This is a genomic window from Rhizobium sp. Root1334 (genome assembly GCF_001426665.1).
In the GTDB taxonomy this organism is placed as follows: domain Bacteria; phylum Pseudomonadota; class Alphaproteobacteria; order Rhizobiales; family Rhizobiaceae; genus Pararhizobium.
This window is the reverse complement of the sequence record NZ_LMEY01000009.1, coordinates 1-19,721: the sequence shown is the minus strand read 5'-3', so window position 1 is coordinate 19,721 and position 19,721 is coordinate 1. Positions and strand designations below refer to the sequence as shown.

Genomic DNA, 19,721 nt, shown 5'->3' with positions numbered 1-19,721 from the left:
GCGAGCTAAGCCGATCCGGCCACGCAATTCAACAGGGGTAGGAATATTTCCTCACCATCCGTCCGACAGCACACGCTCCAGCATGTCGGCGAAGAAATCGGCACTCTCGCGCGACAGGCAAAGCGGCGGCTTGATCTTCAAGACGTTGAGATGATCGCCGGTCGGCTGCATGATGACGCCGAGTTGCAGCAGCCGGTCGCAGATCGCGGCTGTTTCGCCGGTCGCGGGCGACAGCGTTTCGCGGTCACGCACGAATTCCAGCCCGAGATAGAGGCCCATGCCGTGCACGGCGCCGACAATCGGAAACCGCTGCTCCAGCGCCTGCAGACGGCGTTTCAGGTGATCACCGACGACGCGGGCGTTCTCCTGCAGCTTCTCATCGCGCATGATATCCAGCACCGTCATGCCGACGACGGAGCTGACCGGACTGCCGCCGGCCGACGAGAAGAAGTAGCCCTCCTTCTCCAGCGCATCGGCGATCGCTCTGGTGGTGATGACGGCGCCGAGCGGGTGGCCGTTGCCCATGCCCTTGGCGACGGTGATGATATCGGGGATCACGCCCTGCTCTTCAAAACCCCAGAAGTGATGACCGAGACGGCCGTAACCGACCTGGACTTCATCGGCGATACAGACACCGCCGCGCGCCCGGACCATCGCGTAGATCTCCGTGAGATAACCTGGAGGGAGGGGAATGCCGCCGGCATTGCCATAGACGCATTCGCAGATGAACCCGGCCAGCCCCTTGCTGTCCCGGTCCAGTTTTTCCAGCGCCGGCATGACGGCGTCGATATAGGCGGCGGTCGATCCGTCCCCGCGAAACGGGCCGCGATAGGTATTGGGCGACATCACCGGGTGCACCCAGTCCGGCCGGGTGGTCAGCGCCTGCGGATTGTCCGCAATCGAGGTGGAGACCGCATCGCTGGCAACCGACCAACCGTGATAGCCTTCCAGCAGGCACAGCATATTGCGCGCGCCGCTGGCGGCCCAAGCGAGCCGGAGCGCCAGGTCGTTGGCCTCCGAGCCGCTATTGACCAGGAACACCGTATCGAGCCCCTGCGGCGCAAGATCGGCCAGCCGTTCGGAAAATTCCGCGACGGCGGCGTAGTGGAACCGGGAATTGGTATTCAGCCGCTGCCACTGCCGGTGCACGGCATCGGCGAGACGGGGATGGCCGTGGCCAAGAATGCTGACATTGTTGACCATGTCGAGATAGGCACGCCCCTCGACATCGACCATATGTTCACGCAAGCCGCGTTCGATCTGCGGCGGCGTCTCGTAATAATTCTTCTGCGGCCTGGCAAAATGGCTCTGGCGGCGGGTTAGCAGCGATGCACTCTGGGGCGCTGGCGCGTCACAGTCGAATCCGAGGAGCTTTGCCGGTGATGGGCATAGAACCGTCCATGCCGCAGCCTGAACGGGCGAGACGAATGGCGGTGGCACGATATCCTTTTCGCAGCAGAGCTGGACGCGCAGCACTCCGTTTTCACCGGATGTTCCGGCGACAAGGCCAAGCGGCTGGCCAGGATGGATGAAATCGTCCGGGCCTGGCACGGCTTTGATGCCACTCACATGCAACGCGGCATCCCGCCCCAGCAGTATCAGTCCATCATCGATGGATTTCAGAATGCCGCCGAAAGGCGCAGAGATGCTGGTGCCTGCGGGCAAAAGCAGATCGACATGCAAAGCGTATGTTTGCGCAGGCTGCGGTGAACGCAGCACGGTCTGGGTCAGTCGGTATTCGCCGTAACGGGTCGAGACAAAAGCATTGTCCCGAGACGCTGCCGAAAGCAGCTGGTTCTCGAGCCCTGGCTGCGGCCACGCAACGCCATCGAGCAGATCGCTTTGCGTATCCAGTGCGATCACTGCGATTTTAGATAAGTCGAGCTCCGGCAATAGCCGCTCGCCGCCGATTGCAGCGCCCCGATCACCCATTTGGCCGACAGCTTGCAGGATGGCGATTTCCATGAGGGCTGAAGGCACAGAAACAGCGACCTCGAATATCTGACGTTCATGGTCGATATTGCCGCTGACATAGCCATTGTCCGGGTCGAGCGCGAGTTGCTGCTCGCTGCTTGCCACCAGAACGGCGGCGCGTGCGACGATCAAGGGCCAAAGCGCGCGCAGTTCCGCTTGGTTGAGCGGGAAGACATCGTGGAACGCCTTGATCGCAGGCAGGATCATGAAGGGGTCACCATCAGCATGATGCAAAAGTGAGGCACAAGTGACCGCGAGATCTGCGGCAATCCAGCCATTGATGACATCGCCGAAGTCGATCACGCCATCCGGCATTAACTGGCCACTATCATTGGGCAGGCAGACGACATTATCGTCAGTGACGTCATGGTGGATCGCCTGCTGCCTCAATTCAGACTTCAGGCCGTCAAGCCGGCGCATGGCTGCATCCATCGCCCGGCTGATACGCTGCCTGCGCTCCACATCCTTCACCGCTGACAGGAGATGGTTGACGGCAGGTTCGGCGTTTCGCAGATCCCACTGCAAATCCCGCGACAGGCCCGGATGCGTAAAATCGGCAAGTGCCAGCGCCAACCGGCCGCCCAGCGCGCCGAGCGCCGCAACCGTCACCCCCGGCAGATGTTTGCGCCGCGTCAGGGGCTGGCCCTCGATATAGTCGAGCAGGCGGATCTGATAATCCTCACCGCGCACCGTGACGAACACGATGTCGGCGCCATTGCCGGCGGCAAACACTTTCGGCACGCGGGGCGCGGCGGCCTTGCCGGCGATATGGCGCAATGCGGCGTTCTGCGCTTCAAGCTCGATAGTCGCATAGTCGGCACGGCAGATTTTCAGGACGAAACGGCCGCTTGCCGCGTCAACGCAATAATTGCGGTCCTGCTGGCTGCCGAGTTCGGCGATCGGTCCCGACAGACCATAGTGCACGGCAAAAAGGCTCGCGGCATCCTCGACATTCACATCGGGCCGCGACAATGCCGCCCGCCGCAAGAAAGCATGTTCCAATCTCTTGCCCCCCGGAATCAGATTGCAGGCAGATTGGCACAACCATGTGTGAACGCGAATGACAAATCGGAGCGCCGTTTGTCAACTTTCAGATGAGCGCGGCCCACCATCCCTTCGTCGATAACGTCAAACGTAAAAACGCCCGCTGCAAGGCAACGGGCGTTTTTGTAAACTTCGCTGGAGGCGGTATGTCAGGTATTAGCGAGCAACCGAGGCGCGGGCGATGCTTTCGATGTCGGCACGGTCAATGCCGAGATCGCGCAGTTCGCGGGAGGTCATACGGCCCAGTTCGGTGACCGTCTGACGGTACTTGCGCCAATTGTTGAAAGAGCGTGCTACGTTCATGATGATCCCCTTTCTAGGGCTTTCCGAGCCCGGCAGCCATTCACTGGCGCCGTTGTCGTTTTGATGACCTGTATATAAGCCTCCCGATTATGGAGGAACAGCGCCAAATCCTCAGGCCACCCATGCGCTGGCCGCATGGTCCAGATCCGCGTTAAACGGCAGGCCGCTTGCAGGAAATTGCACATGCCCACTTCGAAGAACGCGGGAAAAGGCGTAAGATTGTTTTTTGCATTCCTGGCAGGAACTTTTCTCACCGTGCAGCATTGCAATCGCTGAGCAAACAGGAGTCTCTAACATGCTCGCAAAATTTTCCTATCTTGCATTTGGGTTCGTTCTGGGCGCCGCTCTGTTATTGACCCTGACAATGGTCAACAACAGCAGCGTGGCACTATCGAAAACCAGCCGCCTGAACCCTAATGCCACGCCTGCCTATAACGTTGCCCCCGCGGATTTCGCCATGGAGCGGTTTGGCTAGGCGCAGTTGCAAGCATTCACTGAATTCATCGCGGTCATGCGTGATCGGGAGAGTGAATACCGCGGATTAATTGAGACTTAGCGCGTATTCGGGATGGCTTTACGGTGACAGCCCGTTGCATCGATAGCAAAAGCCCTTTCAACTCCGGCTCGCGAACACGCCGGGCCGCCTCGACACAGGACACCCATTCGCTGAGCCGCTGACCCTTCTCGCGAAACACATCACAGCTTTCGCTGACATCGAGCAGATGGACCTGAACACAGCAGGGCGCGCGTTGGCCATTGTCGAACATTTTCAGATAGGTGAAATATCCGAACGGCTTTTTCTTCGCCTTGCCGCGCACGCCGGCCTCTTCGAAGGCTTCGATCGCAGCAACCTCGTGCGGCTTCTTGCCGGCCATCGGCCAGCCCTTCGGAATAATCCAGCGGCCGCTTTCGCGGCTGGTCACCAACAGCACCTCGAACATGCCGCCGTCTCCGCCGATACGGTAGCAAAGGGCGGCAAACTGCTCGCGCATTCTCTCATTGAACAGCGTGCCGGTAAAAGGCGCCAGTTCAGATAGAAATGTCGCCGATTTTTTCGATGTTTTTTTCAGCGCACTGCCCATGGGACTCAACCGCCCCGGATGGAGGTTCGCCACACCAGATCGGCATGCAGGCGCACCGTATGGTTCTCGGATTCCGCCGTCTCCGATACCAGCCAGGACACGGCCTCGCGCGCCGTCATATCCACTGGCTGCGCGAATGTGGTCAGCCCATAGGATGACCAGGACGCCTGTTCGATATCATCAAAACCCGCCACGCAGATCTGATCCGGCACGGACATTGAAAACTGGTGCCGTGCGGCATCCATGAAGCCGCAGGCGAGCAGGTCCGTGGCACAGAACACCGCGTCCGGGCGCTCCTTGCGGGTCAGAAGCTGCTGGGCGACAGCCCGGCCGCTTTCGTACCCGGTATGACCAAACCGCTCGACCATCACATCGAGACCCATAGCCTTGGCAGCGGCGACGAAGCCGTGCTCACGGGCCATCAGGCTCGGGGTGCCCGCCTGCGAATTGGCAAAGGCCAGTTTGCTGCAACCGGCCCGCACGAATGCCGTGGCGATACGCGCCGCCGCATCCGCATCATCGAGATTGATTTTCAGCGGGCCTTCCCTGTCGTCATCACGATTGATCAGCACCAGCCGCTGGCCGTTCTTCAGACAGAGATCGGTGATCGACTTGTCCGGCAGGCCGGACAGGATGATCGATGCGTCGGCCCGGTAGCGGATAGCCTGGCGGAGCGCCAGATCGGCGCTGCCATCCGACCGGTCGGTGTTGATCAGCATCGCGACCTTGCCGGAATTCTGCAACTGCTGCGTCAGTGCGCGCAACAGCGCCGACCGATAGGGCGTGCCGATCTCCGAGACGATCAGGCAGACGATACCGCTTTCGTTGCGCATCAGGCCGCGGGCAAGATGGTTGACATGGTAGCCGAGCGCGTCAGCGGCATCGAGGACCTTTTGCCGCGTTTTCGGCGAAACGCTGGCGCCGGATGTAAACGTGCGGGAAACCGCAGAGCGCGAAACGCCTGCTTTTTCCGCCACTTCCTGAGCACTGACGAATAATTTCTGCGACACCGGCGCACTCCACCCTTGATGGATAATCTGCACAATTTTGCAATTGCGTGCAAGCATTCGATTGATCGAAATGTGACAGTTTTATGAAGATTTTGTTTGACAGCTGTTTTCATCTCATGCAGCATTTGCACACGCTTGCAAAAGCGATCGGCGTGGAGGCGCTGTTTCAACAGGAGGAAGTTTCATGGGTTCACGATATATTGCCGTCGCTGCATTGGCTGCCGGAACGACACTGTCCGCTTTTTCGGCCCAGGCGGCCGGCGACCTCAACCTGATCTGCTCGGCCGACGTGGTCATCTGCGAGCAGATGAAGGGTGACTTCGAGAAGGCGCACAGCGACATCAAGGTCAACATGGTGCGCCTGTCATCCGGCGAAACCTACGCCAAGATCCGTGCCGAAGCGCGCAACCCGAAGACCGATATCTGGTGGGCCGGCACAGGCGATCCGCACCTGCAGGCAGCATCTGAAAACCTGACGCAGGAATACAAGTCGCCGATGCTCGACCAGTTGCAGGATTGGGCCAAGAAGCAGGCGGAAAGCTCAGGCTACAAGACGGTCGGCGTCTATGCCGGTGCGCTCGGCTGGGGCTACAATACCGAGATTTTCAAGACCAAGGGCTTCAAGGAACCGAAGTGCTGGGCCGACCTTCTCGACCCTGCCTTCAAGGGTGAAATCCAGATCGCCAACCCGAATTCGTCCGGCACTGCCTATACGGCGCTGGCCTCGCTCGTCCAGATCATGGGCGAAGACCAAGCCTACGACTACCTGAAGAAGCTCAACGCCAACATCTCGCAATACACCAAATCGGGTTCTGCCCCGGTGAAGGCTGCAGCGCGCGGTGAAACGGCGATCGGCATCGTCTTCATGCATGACGCCGTTGCCCAGACGGCTGAAGGTTTTCCGGTCAAGTCGGTCGCTCCGTGCGAAGGTACCGGTTACGAGATCGGCTCGATGTCGATCGTCAAGGGCGCGAAAAACCTCGACAATGCCAAGACATGGTATGATTGGGCGCTCCAGCCGGATGTGCAGTCGCGCATGAAGGATGCGAAGTCCTTCCAATTGCCGTCCAACAAGACGGCCGAAATCCCGAAGGAAGCGCCACGCTTCGAGGACATCAAGCTGATCGACTACGACTTCAAGACCTATGGCGATCCGGCCAAGCGCAAGGAACTGCTTGAGCGCTGGGATCGCGAGATCAGCGCCAACGCCAACTAAGAGAGAACCGGCCGGGCCGTGGCTGTTGCTGCGGCCTGACCCAAGGTTTCTCCAGGTCCGGGGACCGCACTGACCCTCCACAGATTGCGGTGCGGTCTCCGGCCACTCATCACTCCACATTTGACATCATGAAAAGGCGCGGGGATCGTCATGGACCATCGCAACCGCAGACTGGATATCGTCCTCGCATTGGGGATCGCCGCGTTCATTCTCGTTCCATGGTACAGGATCGAGGGCGGCTTTCTCGGGCTTGGCTGGTTCTCCGGTTTCCCGTCCGAGGCTTCCGTCGCACCCGGCATCCTGCAGATTCTTGAGTACGGCCGCTGGTGGCTGACCATTCCGGCACTGATCATGGCCACTGCCGCCGCCGCGCGGTTCCTGCGCGATCCGATGCAGCGAGGCGCGGTCCTTGCTGCAGCCGGTGCCGCCGGCGTTCTTTTCCTGACGCTTCAGGGGCTGGCGATCGGCTTTTCCGGCTGGACCTGGACGATCAGCGAAACGTTGTTCGGCGCGCTTGCCGACGGACAGCCTTCGATGGGAGCCGGCGCCGTACTCTCGGCCGTCGCCTTCGTGCTCATTTTCTCCTTCGGCCTTGCAGAACGCGGCGTCATGAAGGGCGATGCCTTCGTTGTCGCCTCCATCGCCATGCTGGTTTTCCTCGTTGCGATCTTCGTGTTCTACCCCGTCGGAAGCATGCTGGTCGGCGCCTTCCAGGATTTCGATGGATCGTTCAATCCGGACGGCTTTACCCGCAACATTCAGGACAATTCGATCTGGAGCCTCGGCTGCGTGGTCGGTGGCGAACGCTGCGGCGTCGCGTGGCGTACTCTGTGGCTGGCCCTGATGACAGCCGGCGGCTCGACCATCATGGGTCTTGCCTTTGCGCTGGTCGCCACCCGCACGCGCTTTCCCTTCAAGAAGGGCCTGCGGCTCCTGACGGTCCTGCCGATCATCACCCCGCCCTTCGTCATCGGTCTTGCGCTGACGCTGCTGTTCGGCCGCGCCGGTGTCATCACCGAGTGGATGTCCAGCCTGTTCGGCATCGAGCCCGGCCGCTGGCTCTATGGCCTCACCGGTATCTGGATCGCCCAGGTCCTGTCGTTTACGCCCATTTCCTTCCTCGTGCTCATCGGCGTCGTCGAAGGCGTCAGCCCGTCAATGGAAGAAGCATCGCAAACGCTTCGCGCCGACCGCTGGCGTACATTCTGGCGCGTGTCGCTGCCCTTGATGAAACCGGGCATCGCCAACGCCTTCCTGATCGGCTTCATCGAGAGCATGGCCGATTTCGGCAATCCGCTGGTGCTCGGCGGTAGCCATGGCGTGCTGTCGACGGAAATCTTCTTTGCCGTCGTCGGTTCGCAGAACGATCCGTCCCGCGCCGCAGTCCTTGCGATCATCCTGCTCTGCTTCACACTGACGGCGTTTCTTGCGCAGCGCTATTGGCTGTCGGGCAAGAACTTCGCCACCGTCACCGGCAAGGGCGACAGTGGTGCGCACATCGCCCTGCCGCGCCCGGTCTCCATTGCCGTGCACGCCATGGTCATCCCGTGGATGATCTTCACCATCGTCATCTATGGCATGATCCTGTTCGGCGGCTTCGTGAAGACCTGGGGTCTGGACAACTCGTTGACGCTTGACCACTACGCCCGCGCCTTCTCCGTCGAAATGCGCGATGGCGCGTTGGCCTGGACCGGCGTGGCCTGGAATTCGTTCTGGACGACGATCGAGATCGCGCTGATTTCGGCACCTCTGACCGCCGCTGTCGGCCTGCTGACGGCCTACCTTATCGTCCGCCAGAGGTTCGCCGGCCGCAACGTCTTCGAATTCGCCCTGATGATGAGCTTTGCCATCCCCGGCACGGTCATCGGCATCAGCTACATCATGGCCTTCAACCTGCCGCCGCTGGAAATGACCGGCACGGCACTGATCCTGATTGCCTGCTTCGTCTTCCGCAACATGCCAGTCGGCGTGCGCGGCGGCGTGGCGGCAATGAGCCAGCTCGACAAGAGCCTCGACGAGGCATCGCTGACCCTGCGCGCCACCAGCTTCCGGACGATCCGCAAGGTCATCCTGCCGCTGCTACGCCCGGCGATCACCGCGGCATTGGTCTATTCCTTCGTGCGGGCCATCACCTCGATCAGCGCCGTCATCTTCCTCGTCAGCGCCGAATACAACATGGCAACCTCCTATATCGTCGGCCTCGTCGAAAACGGCGAGTATGGCGTAGCGATCGCCTATTCCTCGATGCTGATCGTGGTGATGATCGTCGTCATCGCCGGCTTCCAGCTTCTCGTCGGTGAACGCCGGTTGCGGCGCGAAAATCGCGTCGCCGGCGTTACCACAACCCCTTCCCTCACCCTCGGTCAGGAGAAAACCGCATGATCACTCCCCGCTCCGGCTCGGTCGTCTTTCAGAACATCAAGAAGCAGTTTGGCGCCTTTACCGCGATCCACGACCTGTCCCTGACCATCGAGCCCGGCCAGTTGGTGACGCTGCTTGGCCCGTCGGGCTGCGGCAAGACCACGACGCTGCGCATGCTGGCCGGGCTTGAGCATCCGAGCGCCGGCAAGATCCTGATCGGCGGCAAGGATGTAACCATGTTGCCGGCCAATGAGCGCGATGTCTCGATGGTGTTCCAGTCCTATGCGCTGTTTCCGCATATGAGTTCGCTCGACAATGTCGCCTATGGCCTGGAGTCCTCCGGGCTGAAGAAGAAAGAAGCGCGCGAGAAAGCAGAAGAAGGCCTGAAGCTCGTCGGCCTCGCCGGCATGGGAGGGCGGCTTCCGGCCGAACTGTCCGGCGGCCAGCAACAGCGCGTCGCCGTTGCCCGCGCGCTTGTGCTGGAACCGCAGGTGCTTTTGCTCGACGAACCGCTGTCCAATCTCGACGCCCGGCTACGCCGTCAGGTGCGCACCGAAATTCGCGAATTGCAGCAGCGCCTCGGCTTTACCGCAGTTTACGTCACCCATGACCAGGACGAGGCGCTGGCCGTCTCCGACCGCATCGTCATCATGAAGGACGGCGTGATTGCACAGGAAGGTTCGCCTCGCGATCTCTACGAGGCACCGGCTTCGGCCTTCATTGCCGACTTCATGGGCGAGGCCAATGTGGTTGCCTGCGACGTCATCAGTGTGGATGGCGCTGACGCGACGATCCGCATCGCCGGACTGGAACATCGGGTTCCAAGCCGCAACGCGAAACCGGGACCGGCAAAGCTTGCCGTGCGGCCGAATTCAATCACCCTGGAGCCGGCATCCGAGGCCGCCTATCCGGGCCAGATCACCCATGCTGCCTATCTTGGCGACCATGTCGAATACGAGGTAGAGACGAGCACAGGCAGACTTTTCGTTGTCGATCCGGCCGTCGAGCGCGCACTTGCGCCGGCAACCGAGGTCGCCATCGGTTTCAAGGGACGCGGCATCGCCATCATCAACGGCTGAGCCGCAAGCATATCGCAAAAGGACCAACTTCATGACATCGCAGATCTCCGGGCTCGACGTCCGTTTTGCCCTGGCACAGGCCATCGCCAAGGAAGCAGGCGCCGTCGCGCTCGACTATTACAACAGACGCGAAACGCTGGTGATTGAAACCAAGCGCGACCCGCAGGACGTTGTTTCCATTGCCGATCGCGAGGTGGAGAACCTCATTCGCGCTCGCGTCGCGGAAGTCCATTCGAACGACGGATTTCTGGGTGAGGAATACGGTCTTGCCCGTGGCGATTCCGGCTATACCTGGGTGGTCGATCCGATCGACGGCACCAGCCCTTTCGTCAACGGCATGCCGAACTGGTGCGTCTCGATCGCCGTTTTGCATAACAACGAACCGGTGATCGGCGTCATCTACGCGCCCTGCCACGATGAACTCTATGCCGGGGCCGCCGGCAAGGGCGCGACGCTCAATGGACGGGTGCTGACCCTTGACCCGTCCCGAACCATCCGCAACGCCGTCACCGGCATCGGCGCCAACAACTACGTGACACCGGCCTTTGTCGCCAAAATGGTCGAGGATCTTCTGACGGCCGGCGGCAACTTCATCCGCAACGGTTCTGGTGCGCTGATGCTCGCCTATGTCGCGGCTGGGCGGCTGGTTGGATACTACGAGCCCTACATGCATGCCTGGGATTGCCTGGCCGGCTATTGCCTCGTCAAGGAAGCCGGCGGTTGGTATCATCCCTTCCCTGTTGAAGGAGAACAGCTGACCAAGGGCTCGCCCGTACTGGCGACGGCTCCCGGCGCACGCGAAGATCTGATGAAAATCGCCGGTCTTTGAAAACGGACCTAAGGGCTGGCATCACCCGGCGCCGCCCTTGCGATCAGAGCCAGACCTCAAATCGTGGCGCGGCTGGCCGGTAAGGCGCGTGCTGCCGCGCTCAAAAGATCGGTCTGGGAGATCAGGCCGACGATGCGATGCTCGCTGTCAATCACGATGACGGCGTGAGCATGCCCGTCGGTCAGGATCGGCAACAATGAAAATGCCAGATCATTTTCCGATGCGGTCGCAGCTTTCGACAGGATATTGCCGACGTGATCATCTCCTCTTGAGAGTTCCCGCAAACCAACCGTCCCCGCCAGACGGCCGTTTTCGTCCTTCACCGGCAGCGTCCGGATATTGTGCTTCAAGAGAAGATCACGTGCTTCGGCGGGGTTGGCCTGAGCGTCAATCGAAATGACGTCGCGCGACATGATATCGGCACAACTGATATCACCATGCGCGCGGATGGTAGCCTGAAGCTCGACCTGCTGCAGCAGACGGCTGAGATCGCCCCGGTCGATGTCAAAGGTTTCGTCGAACGCGGCAAGAGCTGCGTCGAGATCTTCCTCGCGGAAACCGATACGCAGCGATGCGGGCAAGTCTGCGGTCTGGTGCGTATTGACCGCCGCGATAGCTGCAACATGCGGGTAGTTGCGCCGGCCAAGCTTGTGAAACAGCAAGCCCAGCGCCACCAGAATGCAGGAATTCAGGCCAACCGGCACGAACGGAAACAACAGCCCCCAACCGGCAACAACCGGCCCGCCAAGGACGGCGGTCAGCGCTGCTGCCCCACCAGGTGGATGAAGGCAGCGTGTCAATGACATCGCGGCGATGGCGAGCGATACGCCGACACCGGAAGCAATCACGGGATCATGAATCACCGAGGCAGTCAGGATGCCCACCAGTGCCGAAATCGTATTGCCGCCGATGATCGACCATGGCTGCGCCAACGGACTGGCCGGCACGGCAAACAACAGGACGGCCGAAGCGCCCATCGGCGCCACGATCAACGGCAGGTGTGGTCCCTGCCCGAGCAGATAACTGCTGATCAGACCGGTCAAGCCGATACCGATCAGCGCGCCGACACAGGCAATGAGCCGCTCGCGCAAGGTGGCACCGGCCAGGATAGGTACGAACATTCGAAAACGGCCGTCCGGTTTTGGCTTTTGAGGGTGGGACATCGGGAAACCGGGCACGCCGAAAGACGGGATCGGGATGCCGGCGCGCGCGTCATCCCCTGTCCCGGCTATAGAAAAATCATGCACAAAGCGCAACGGCCAAACGGCAACAGCCCTTTTGAACCGGATGGACGGCCGGTCTCCCGGCCGTCCCAATTCGCTGCGTGGTTCAAGCGTGGCGTTACAAACCTCTACCTCTGGTGGAGGCGCTGACTCTATCTTACTCTTCCTGGAACGCGATCTTACGCCCCCGGCGGATCGTCGGCAGGAGGACGAGCGCCAGCAGAATTGTCGCCACCAATAGCAACGCCGCACTGACTGGCCGGGTCACAAGGACGGTCAGGTCGCCCTTGGAAAAAAGCAGGGCCCGGCGGAGAAACTCCTCCATCATCGGGCCGAGGATGAATGCCAGCAACATCGGCGCCGGCTCCGCATCGAGCCGCCGGAAGATGTAGCCGGCCACACCGAAGGCAGCCATGGCGTAGACGTCGAACACGTTGTTGTTGACGCTGAAGACCCCGATCGCGCAAAAGACGATGATGATCGGAAAAAGGAAATGGTACGGGATGGCGATCATCCGAACCCACAGTCCGATCAGAGGCAGGTTCAGCACCAGCAGCATGAGATTTCCGATCCACATCGAGGCAATCAGCCCCCAGAAGAGCTCCGGCTGGTCAGTCATCACCGAGGGGCCGGGCTGGATTCCCTGGATGATCATGGCACCGATCATCAAGGCCATGACCGCATTCGACGGCAGGCCAAGGGTGAGCATCGGGATAAAGGACGTCTGGGCACCTGCGTTGTTGGCAGATTCCGGACCGGCAACGCCTTCAATCGCTCCTTTCCCGAATTGCTCCGGATGCTTCGACATTTTCTTTTCGAGTGCATAGGAGCCAAACGAGGCGAGCGCAGCACCACCTCCCGGAAGGATGCCAAGCAGAGATCCCAAGGCTGTTCCGCGAAGGATGGGGGCGACGATGCGTTTCCAGTCCTCCTTGGTCGGCATGAGCCCCGTAACTTTCTTCGTCATCACTGAACGGTCGGCCTCATCTTCCAGATTGGCGATGATTTCGCCCAGACCGAACACGCCCATGGCAATGACGACGAAGTTCAAGCCATCGGCGACCGACGTCATGCCGAACGTGTAGCGCGGAACGGCAGAGTTGACATCTGTTCCGACCATGCCGAGCAACAGGCCAACGAGGATCATGCCAAGAGCGTGCAGAAGCTGGCCCGATGCCATGACGATCGATGCGATTAGACCAAGGACTATCAGCGAGAAATATTCGGCCGGGCCGAACTGCAAGGCTACAGCGGCAAGCGCCGGGGCGAAAACGGCAATCAGGATCGTGGAAATCGTACCGGCGATGAAGGACCCGATGGCGGCCGTCGACAGTGCACGGCCTGCGTGGCCCTGACGGGCCATTTGGTAACCGTCCAGAGCCGTCACCACCGATGACGGTTCGCCGGGCAAGTTTACCAGAATTGCCGTGGTCGAGCCTCCATACTGGGCGCCATAGTAGATACCAGCGAGCATGATGAGAGACGATTCGGGAGGAAGGCCGAACGTGATGGGCAGCAACATTGCGATGGTCGCCACAGGACCCAAGCCCGGCAGAACGCCGATTGCGGTTCCCAGGAACACGCCGACGAGGCAATAGAAGAGATTGTAGAAGGTACCGGCGATCGAAAGTCCGAGCCAGAGGTTTGCGAAGATATCCATTCTTTCAGGCCCTATTTGAACCAATCGCCGAGGATCGGCATGGGAAGCCCCAGCCCCTCAACGAAAACAGCCACGCAGAAAATGACAAGCGCCAAGAGGCCTATCGTCGCGCGAATCTCGAACCGGAACCGCTCGCTGGCCGCTGCCGAGATCAAAATCAAGACCGTCAGTGCGGCGATCAAACCGGCCGTTTCCAGCGAAAACCCGAAGGCGCAGACGGACAAGGTGACAAGCGTCAGCCCCTTCCAGTTGATCTTACCAATTGGCTCCCCGTCGCGAAGCATGCCTTTTGCCGTCGTAACCACGCCAAAGCACATCAGCAGTGAGGAGATGACGGTCGGGAAATAGCCCGGCCCCATGCGGCCGGCCGTGCCAAAACTGTAGTCACGGGCAACGATAAAACCGGCCAGTCCCAACGCAAGATAGATTGCGCCTATCCCGAGATCCTTTTCTCCTCGTACGCGGATCATTCCTAACTCCTCAATTTCCAGAAAGTTACTGCTACGGGCGATGCTCGCCCACGGATAATCCAGGCCGCTCTTTCATCGGCAGCAATCGTAACCCATAGGGTTCTTTGGCGTCCTGCCATCGTTCGGTGAGGCGCGTGTAAACGCCTTCGACCTGATCGGCGGCGGTGTAGCCGACCATGTGGAAGAACCCTCCGGACTCCGGATCGAGATCGGTGCGTCCCAGCAGGATCACGGAGATATCGGAGGGGATCGACAGCCCTTCTTGCTCAAGAAGCCTCTTGAAGCGGGCTCCATCCTCCACACCCCAGATCACGACGGCCGGGGCCTTGACTTCAGGCCCTTCGGCAACCGCTGCCACGAGGGCAGCAATGGCTGCCTCCTCGTAGTCTCTGGCAGGGAGCTTTGCGATCTTGATCTCCGGCTGCATCACAGCCGCCAGTTCGGCGCTGTCGCGGAGGTTGCGCCAACGATGCAAGCCCATCTCGTTTGCAAGGAAAAAACTAGCAGTGGTGATGTAGTGGATGCGATCATGACCCGACGACACCAAACGATTTACGGCGGCTTCAACCGACTGGCCCCATTCAAAACCTACGGCGTCAATGTCCGTGCCAACCAGCCAGGCCCCGTCGACAATGATCGTGTCGGTCTTGCGACGGATGGCCGTGATCATATCGACGGGCATGATGTCGAAGGAATTCTGAACAATGCAGGCATCGAACCGGGGAAGCGTGTGAAGCACCTGCTTGGCGTGCTCTGGATCAGAATATCCAACTTCGAGCGTCACGTGCCCCGCGTCGTTGAGGCGACGCTGGAGGGATTCAAGCACCACCCTACCCCGAAGATTGCCGGAGGACCGGCGAAGCATGATCACGCTGCGCTGCGTGCTGCTGCGCTGATTGCCGGGTGCGGCCGGCTGAGCTGCGGCAAGTTCAGCGTTCCTGCTTTTTTTTGTAAAGAAGGTCCCACGGCCGACATGGGCATCGATCAGACCTTCGGCCTTCAGATCGTTCACGGCACGCTGGACGACCTGCTGACTAAGCGAAAAATCGCGCATCAACTGCCGGACCGTTGGCAGACGGTCACCCTCCTCCGCCGACATGGCGACGGATCTCAAATATGACTGAAGCTTGGCGGTCTCTCCCATGACGCGATCCCTAATACAATATAATACAATATGGCAAGAAAATAATTCCGTCTCACCGCTTGAGGTGCTTTTTCGCATGATGTACATAGCGCACCGAGGAATTAGAGGCAATACAAATTGTATTGTCAAACGCCAGGGAGGCAGTACATGTTCCGTCGTCGCTTCATCACAGCCATGGCCACCGTGGCCGCGCTTGTCGCCATGCCAATGTGCGCATCAGCTCAAAGTTCGGGCCCAATGACCCTTTTGGTTGGATATTCCGCAGGCGGCAGCGCCGACTACGCGGCCCGTGTGGTCGCGTCAGAGCTGTCTAAGCAGCTTGGGCGATCCGTTATTGTCGAAAACGCCACCGGTGGAAGTGGCATGATTGCCCTGCAGAAGCTCGTTAACGGCAAGGCGGACGGCTCGACGCTCTATTACGGCGGACATGATACCGTCGCGGTTCCGATGCTCAACAAGTCGGTCGGCATTGATTGGAAAGAAGCCACATTGCCCGTCGGCCGTACGGCCTTGACGTCGATGTCGATCGCCGTTCCTGCAGAATCACCGTATAAAACGCTGGCGGATCTCATCGCCGCAGCTAAGGAGAATCCGGAATCCGTCACGTACGGAACGCCAGGCATTGGCACGGCGCAACACTTCGTCGGTGAGATGGTCAGCCACCGTGCAGGCGTGAAGTTGCTTCACGCGCCCTACCGGGGTGGCGCTCAAGTTTCCAACGATATCCTTGCCGGGCTTTTGAATTCAGCTGTGTTCACAACATCCACCGCGCTTCCATTCGTGAAAGAAGGGAAAGTCCGGATTCTCGCCGTCACCAGTTCCGCACGTTCTGCGGCCCTGCCGGATGTCCCAGCCCTGACGGAAATCGAAGGCTTCGAAGGCTTAGCGCTGCCCCTCTGGCAAGGCCTGTTCGTCAAGGCCGGTACCGACGCGACTGCCGCGAAAGAGATCAGTGATGCAATCGCCGCCTCACTCGAAAATGAAGACGTCAAGAAGCGTCTTGCAGACGGAGGTTTCGTGGCAGCCCCATTGCCGATGGGTGAATTCACCGGGTTCATCGAGAAGGAAGCCGATATCTACCAACAGATCGTCAAGGATTCGGCGATCTCGATCGAGTGACGCTATTGGCGCTCCGACATGCTCGGAGCGCCACCCCATCACAGCCAAAAAGACGGATATGTCATGACCGTAGGAATGTTCGACTCCTTCATCACTCGCTATTGGTTCAGCACTGAAGCAAAGGAAATCTGGAGTGACGTCCAGACCCTGCAGGCCTGGCTGGATGTCGAAGCAGCCCTGGCCGAAGCACAAGCGAGTTTGGGCGTCATTCCCATTGAGGTCGCGCCGGTCATTAAAGCGGCGTGCCGCCACGAGAGGTTCGACACGGAGCGTCTCAGCCGGGAGATTTCCCACGCCCAGCATCCGTTTGTTCCCGTTTTGCGTCAACTCGAAGAGTTCAGCGGCGAGCCGGCTGCCGGATATATCCATTGGGGCGCGACCACACAGAACATCTTCGATACGGGCGCGTCCCTGCAGATGAAGAAAACGCACGCCCTGATCGACGCCAGCCTCGCCCGTGTTGAAAGTGACCTGGCATCTCTGGCGACGCAACACCGTGACACGTTGCAGGCGGGCCGCACCCACGGCCAGCACGCTTTGCCCATGACATTCGGCTTCAAAGTGACTGGCTGGCTGGAAGAGATCCGCCGCGATCGGCAGCGCCTGCAGGATCGGCTGAGGTCATCATTTGTCGCCTGTCTTGGCGGTGCCATTGGCACATTCGCGGCCATGGGTGAAAAAGGGCCGGCCGTGGAGGCGGAAATGGCGGCCATTCTCGACTTGGAGCCCGCGATTTTGCCGATGCGATCGTCTTACGATCGTGTCAGCGACTATGTCTGCGCCCTCGCCCTCCTCGCTGGAACAGCGGAAAAGATCGCGCAGGATGTCGTGTTCATGCAGCGTACCGAGATCGGCGAGATCGAGGAGGCTTTTCACATGGGAAAGGTCGGTAGCTCGACCATGGCCCAGAAGCGAAACCCCTCGACCGCTCTCATGCTCATCAGCCTCTGCCGAATGATGTCGGTTCGTCTCCCCCTCGTGATCGGCTCGATGGTGCGGATGGACGAGGGCGACTCTTCCGCATCAAACGTCAGCGATGTGGCGATCCCCGAAGTCGGAATCCTCGGCGCTTCGATCGCAGCCACCCTTGACAGGCTGGTCACCGGACTTGATGTCCACGTCGACGTGATGCGCAAGAATGCCGGGATCACAAACGGCCTCATCGTGTCGGAAGCCGCGATGATGCAGCTTTCAGACCAAATCGGACGCCATCATGCCCATCATCTGTTATATGAGGCCGCCCAGCGATCCGTCATGGAGAACCTACCGTTCACCCGGGCCATCGCCGATCACCCCGAGATGCGGGGCCGCGACATGGTGACGTTGGACGTCGGCGGATACACGGGAGCGTCGGGTACGCTTGTTGATCTCCTGGCGAAACAGGGCTGATACCGCAGGCAACTGTTACAAAAGTCTCGGTTGAGTGGGTTTGCGATCAGCAAACTGGCGCAGAACATACTGGACGAGCGTGGCCACTGCGGAATTTCAGCGGTTTCGGCACTTTGAATCAACGTGTCTAACCTTGAGGATACGAACCCGCAGCAACGGTTGAGCTAACCGCAGGGGGCATTCGTCGCCAGCGCGCTTTTATCCTGAAGCCGTTTCATCGAATTGCCAGTCCCTTGTCGTTGAATTTGTGCACCCGGCCGTCTTCGGGCGTCAGGAAGACCTTGTCGCCGTGTTTGACGGCGAAATCGCCGCCGACGCGGGCCGTGACGAGGCCGATGCCATCGACGTGGATGTGCAGGAACGTATCCGATCCGAGATGTTCGGCGACACCGACGGTACCGCGCCAGGTGCCGGTCTTGGTCGAGAGCTTGAGATGTTCCGGACGAACGCCGATCGTATGGGCGTCGTGCGGCTTGGCAAATTCACCCGTGGCAAAGTTCATGCGTGGCGAGCCGATGAAGCCGGCAACGAAGATGTTGTCGGGCCGGTGATAGAGGTCAAGCGGCGAACCGACCTGCTCGATATTGCCGGCGCTCAGGACGACGATCTTGTCGGCCATGGTCATGGCTTCGACCTGATCGTGGGTGACGTAGATCATCGTCGTCTTCAACTGATGATGCAATTCGCTGATTTCCAGCCGCATCGTGCCACGCAAGGCGGCATCGAGATTGGACAGCGGTTCGTCGAACAGGAAGGCCGAGGGCTCGCGCACGATGGCCCGGCCGATGGCGACGCGCTGGCGCTGGCCGCCGGNGGCGGCATCGAGATTGGACAGCGGTTCGTCGAACAGGAAGGCCGAGGGCTCGCGCACGATGGCCCGGCCGATGGCGACGCGCTGGCGCTGGCCGCCGGACAGCTGGCCGGGGCGCCGGTCGAGATAGTTGGTGAGRTTGAGGACKCGGGCCGCCTCCGTCACCTTCTTGTCGATCGCCCCTTGATCCATCTTCGCCATCTTCAAGGGAAAGGCGATATTGTTGCGCACCGTCATGTGCGGATAGAGNGGCCGCCTCCGTCACCTTCTTGTCGATCGCCCCTTGATCCATCTTCGCCATCTTCAAGGGAAAGGCGATATTGTTGCGCACCGTCATGTGCGGATAGAGCGCGTAGGACTGGAACACCATGGCAAGCCCCCGCTTGGCAGGGGCTGCACCGGTCACATCACGGCCATCGATCTCGATCGTGCCGGACGTGGTATCTTCAAGGCCGGCGATCAGCCGCAGCAGCGTCGATTTCCCGCAGCCCGAGGGGCCGACGAAGACGACGAACTCGCCCTCGTTGATCGTCAGGTCGATACCTGGAATGACCTGCGTCGCGCCAAAGCTCTTGTTGACCTTTTTCAGAGTGATATTGCCCATGCGTGCCTCCCAAGTCTTTTCTGTGCGTTACTTCACAAAGCTCTTGTTGACCTTTTTCAGAGTGATATTGCCCATGCGTGCCTCCCAAGTCTTTTCTGTGCGTTACTTCACGGCGCCAAAAGTCAGGCCGCGGACAAGTTGTTTCTGGCTGAACCAGCCCATGATCAGGATCGGCGCGATCGCCAGCGTCGAGGCAGCCGACAGCTTTGCCCAGAACAGGCCCTGCGGTGAGGAGAAGGAGGCGATGAAGGCGGTCAACGGCGCTGCATTGGTGGTGGTCAACCGGATCGTCCAGAACGCTTCATTCCAGGCGAGGATGATGTTGAGCAGCATGGTCGAGGCAATGCCCGGCACCGCCATCGGCGTCAGCACGTACCAGATCTCGCCCCACAGCGACGCCCCG

Annotated in this window: 17 protein-coding genes and 2 pseudogenes; 7 read left to right on the top strand and 12 right to left on the bottom strand. The window is 60.2% G+C overall.

The window, feature by feature from the left end:
- Positions 1–51: 51 nt before the first annotated feature.
- Both ASD36_RS12805 and ASD36_RS30010 read right to left on the bottom strand, forming a co-directional pair.
- Positions 52–2,976, bottom strand: a complete 2,925-nt coding sequence (locus ASD36_RS12805; RefSeq protein WP_060509093.1) for an aminotransferase — start codon at positions 2,974–2,976, stop codon at positions 52–54.
- A gap of 198 nt (positions 2,977–3,174) precedes the next feature.
- Positions 3,175–3,321: a DUF1127 domain-containing protein gene (locus ASD36_RS30010; protein ID WP_082512336.1), complete on the bottom strand. Its 147-nt coding sequence runs from the start codon at positions 3,319–3,321 to the stop codon at positions 3,175–3,177.
- A 295-nt stretch (positions 3,322–3,616) separates the two neighbouring features.
- Between ASD36_RS30010 and ASD36_RS12800 the strand changes: the two genes are divergently transcribed.
- Positions 3,617–3,796 carry a hypothetical protein gene (locus ASD36_RS12800; RefSeq protein ID WP_060509091.1) on the top strand — a complete coding sequence of 60 codons (180 nt, stop codon included), beginning with the start codon at positions 3,617–3,619 and terminating at the stop codon, positions 3,794–3,796.
- Positions 3,797–3,830: 34 nt separating this feature from the next.
- Here the strand turns inward: ASD36_RS12800 and ASD36_RS12795 are convergent, their stop codons facing one another.
- Both ASD36_RS12795 and ASD36_RS12790 read right to left on the bottom strand, forming a co-directional pair.
- Positions 3,831–4,403, bottom strand: coding sequence for an NUDIX hydrolase (locus ASD36_RS12795; protein ID WP_060509089.1), 573 nt, complete (start codon positions 4,401–4,403; stop codon positions 3,831–3,833).
- Between the two features lie 5 nt (positions 4,404–4,408).
- Entirely contained in the window at positions 4,409–5,413 is a 1,005-nt protein-coding gene (locus tag ASD36_RS12790) for a substrate-binding domain-containing protein (RefSeq protein ID WP_060509087.1), read from the bottom strand.
- Between the two features lie 184 nt (positions 5,414–5,597).
- Here ASD36_RS12790 and ASD36_RS12785 point away from each other — a divergent pair, with 184 nt between their 5' ends.
- The 4 genes from ASD36_RS12785 to ASD36_RS12770 all read left to right on the top strand — a co-directional run bounded on the left by ASD36_RS12785 (position 5,598) and on the right by ASD36_RS12770 (position 10,898).
- A complete protein-coding gene (locus tag ASD36_RS12785) occupies positions 5,598–6,629 on the top strand; it encodes an ABC transporter substrate-binding protein (protein WP_060509085.1) in 1,032 nt (343 codons plus the stop codon).
- A gap of 150 nt (positions 6,630–6,779) precedes the next feature.
- Positions 6,780–9,011: an iron ABC transporter permease gene (locus ASD36_RS12780; protein WP_060509083.1), complete on the top strand. Its 2,232-nt coding sequence runs from the start codon at positions 6,780–6,782 to the stop codon at positions 9,009–9,011.
- Positions 9,008–10,069, top strand: coding sequence for an ABC transporter ATP-binding protein (locus ASD36_RS12775; protein ID WP_060509081.1), 1,062 nt, complete (start codon positions 9,008–9,010; stop codon positions 10,067–10,069). The genes ASD36_RS12780 and ASD36_RS12775 overlap by 4 nt, the downstream gene beginning before the upstream one ends.
- Before the next feature lie 31 nt (positions 10,070–10,100).
- Positions 10,101–10,898 carry an inositol monophosphatase family protein gene (locus ASD36_RS12770; RefSeq protein ID WP_060509079.1) on the top strand — a complete coding sequence of 266 codons (798 nt, stop codon included), beginning with the start codon at positions 10,101–10,103 and terminating at the stop codon, positions 10,896–10,898.
- Between the two features lie 56 nt (positions 10,899–10,954).
- On the opposite strand, the gene ASD36_RS12765 is transcribed toward ASD36_RS12770, so the two are convergent.
- From ASD36_RS12765 to ASD36_RS12750, 4 genes are all read right to left on the bottom strand, one after another.
- A complete protein-coding gene (locus tag ASD36_RS12765) occupies positions 10,955–12,061 on the bottom strand; it encodes an HPP family protein (RefSeq protein WP_060509307.1) in 1,107 nt (368 codons plus the stop codon).
- Between the two features lie 217 nt (positions 12,062–12,278).
- On the bottom strand, positions 12,279–13,781 hold the full coding sequence (locus ASD36_RS12760; protein ID WP_060509077.1) for a tripartite tricarboxylate transporter permease: 1,503 nt from the start codon (positions 13,779–13,781) through the stop codon (positions 12,279–12,281).
- An 11-nt stretch (positions 13,782–13,792) separates the two neighbouring features.
- Positions 13,793–14,251, bottom strand: coding sequence for a tripartite tricarboxylate transporter TctB family protein (locus tag ASD36_RS12755; RefSeq protein WP_060509075.1), 459 nt, complete (start codon positions 14,249–14,251; stop codon positions 13,793–13,795).
- Between the two features lie 31 nt (positions 14,252–14,282).
- Positions 14,283–15,395 carry a GntR family transcriptional regulator gene (locus ASD36_RS12750; RefSeq protein ID WP_112834747.1) on the bottom strand — a complete coding sequence of 371 codons (1,113 nt, stop codon included), beginning with the start codon at positions 15,393–15,395 and terminating at the stop codon, positions 14,283–14,285.
- A 183-nt stretch (positions 15,396–15,578) separates the two neighbouring features.
- Here ASD36_RS12750 and ASD36_RS12745 point away from each other — a divergent pair, with 183 nt between their 5' ends.
- Together ASD36_RS12745 and ASD36_RS12740 are read left to right on the top strand one after the other, a co-directional pair.
- Complete coding sequence (locus ASD36_RS12745) at positions 15,579–16,514, top strand: tripartite tricarboxylate transporter substrate binding protein (RefSeq protein WP_244489817.1); 936 nt, start codon at positions 15,579–15,581, stop codon at positions 16,512–16,514.
- A 63-nt stretch (positions 16,515–16,577) separates the two neighbouring features.
- Complete coding sequence (locus ASD36_RS12740) at positions 16,578–17,903, top strand: adenylosuccinate lyase family protein (protein WP_060509069.1); 1,326 nt, start codon at positions 16,578–16,580, stop codon at positions 17,901–17,903.
- Between the two features lie 214 nt (positions 17,904–18,117).
- Here the strand turns inward: ASD36_RS12740 and ASD36_RS12735 are convergent.
- The 4 genes and pseudogenes from ASD36_RS12735 to ASD36_RS12730 form a co-directional block, all read right to left on the bottom strand.
- Positions 18,118–18,716: pseudogene (locus ASD36_RS12735) on the bottom strand (ABC transporter ATP-binding protein); the annotation flags it as partial.
- A 1-nt stretch (position 18,717) separates the two neighbouring features.
- Positions 18,718–18,963, bottom strand: a pseudogene (locus ASD36_RS31410) (ATP-binding cassette domain-containing protein); the annotation flags it as partial.
- A gap of 1 nt (position 18,964) precedes the next feature.
- Positions 18,965–19,318: ABC transporter ATP-binding protein (locus ASD36_RS31165; protein WP_156393852.1), on the bottom strand; the 354-nt coding region annotated here is incomplete at its 3' end.
- 102 nt (positions 19,319–19,420) lie between these two features.
- Positions 19,421–19,721: ABC transporter permease subunit (locus ASD36_RS12730; protein ID WP_156393849.1), on the bottom strand; the 301-nt coding region annotated here is incomplete at its 5' end.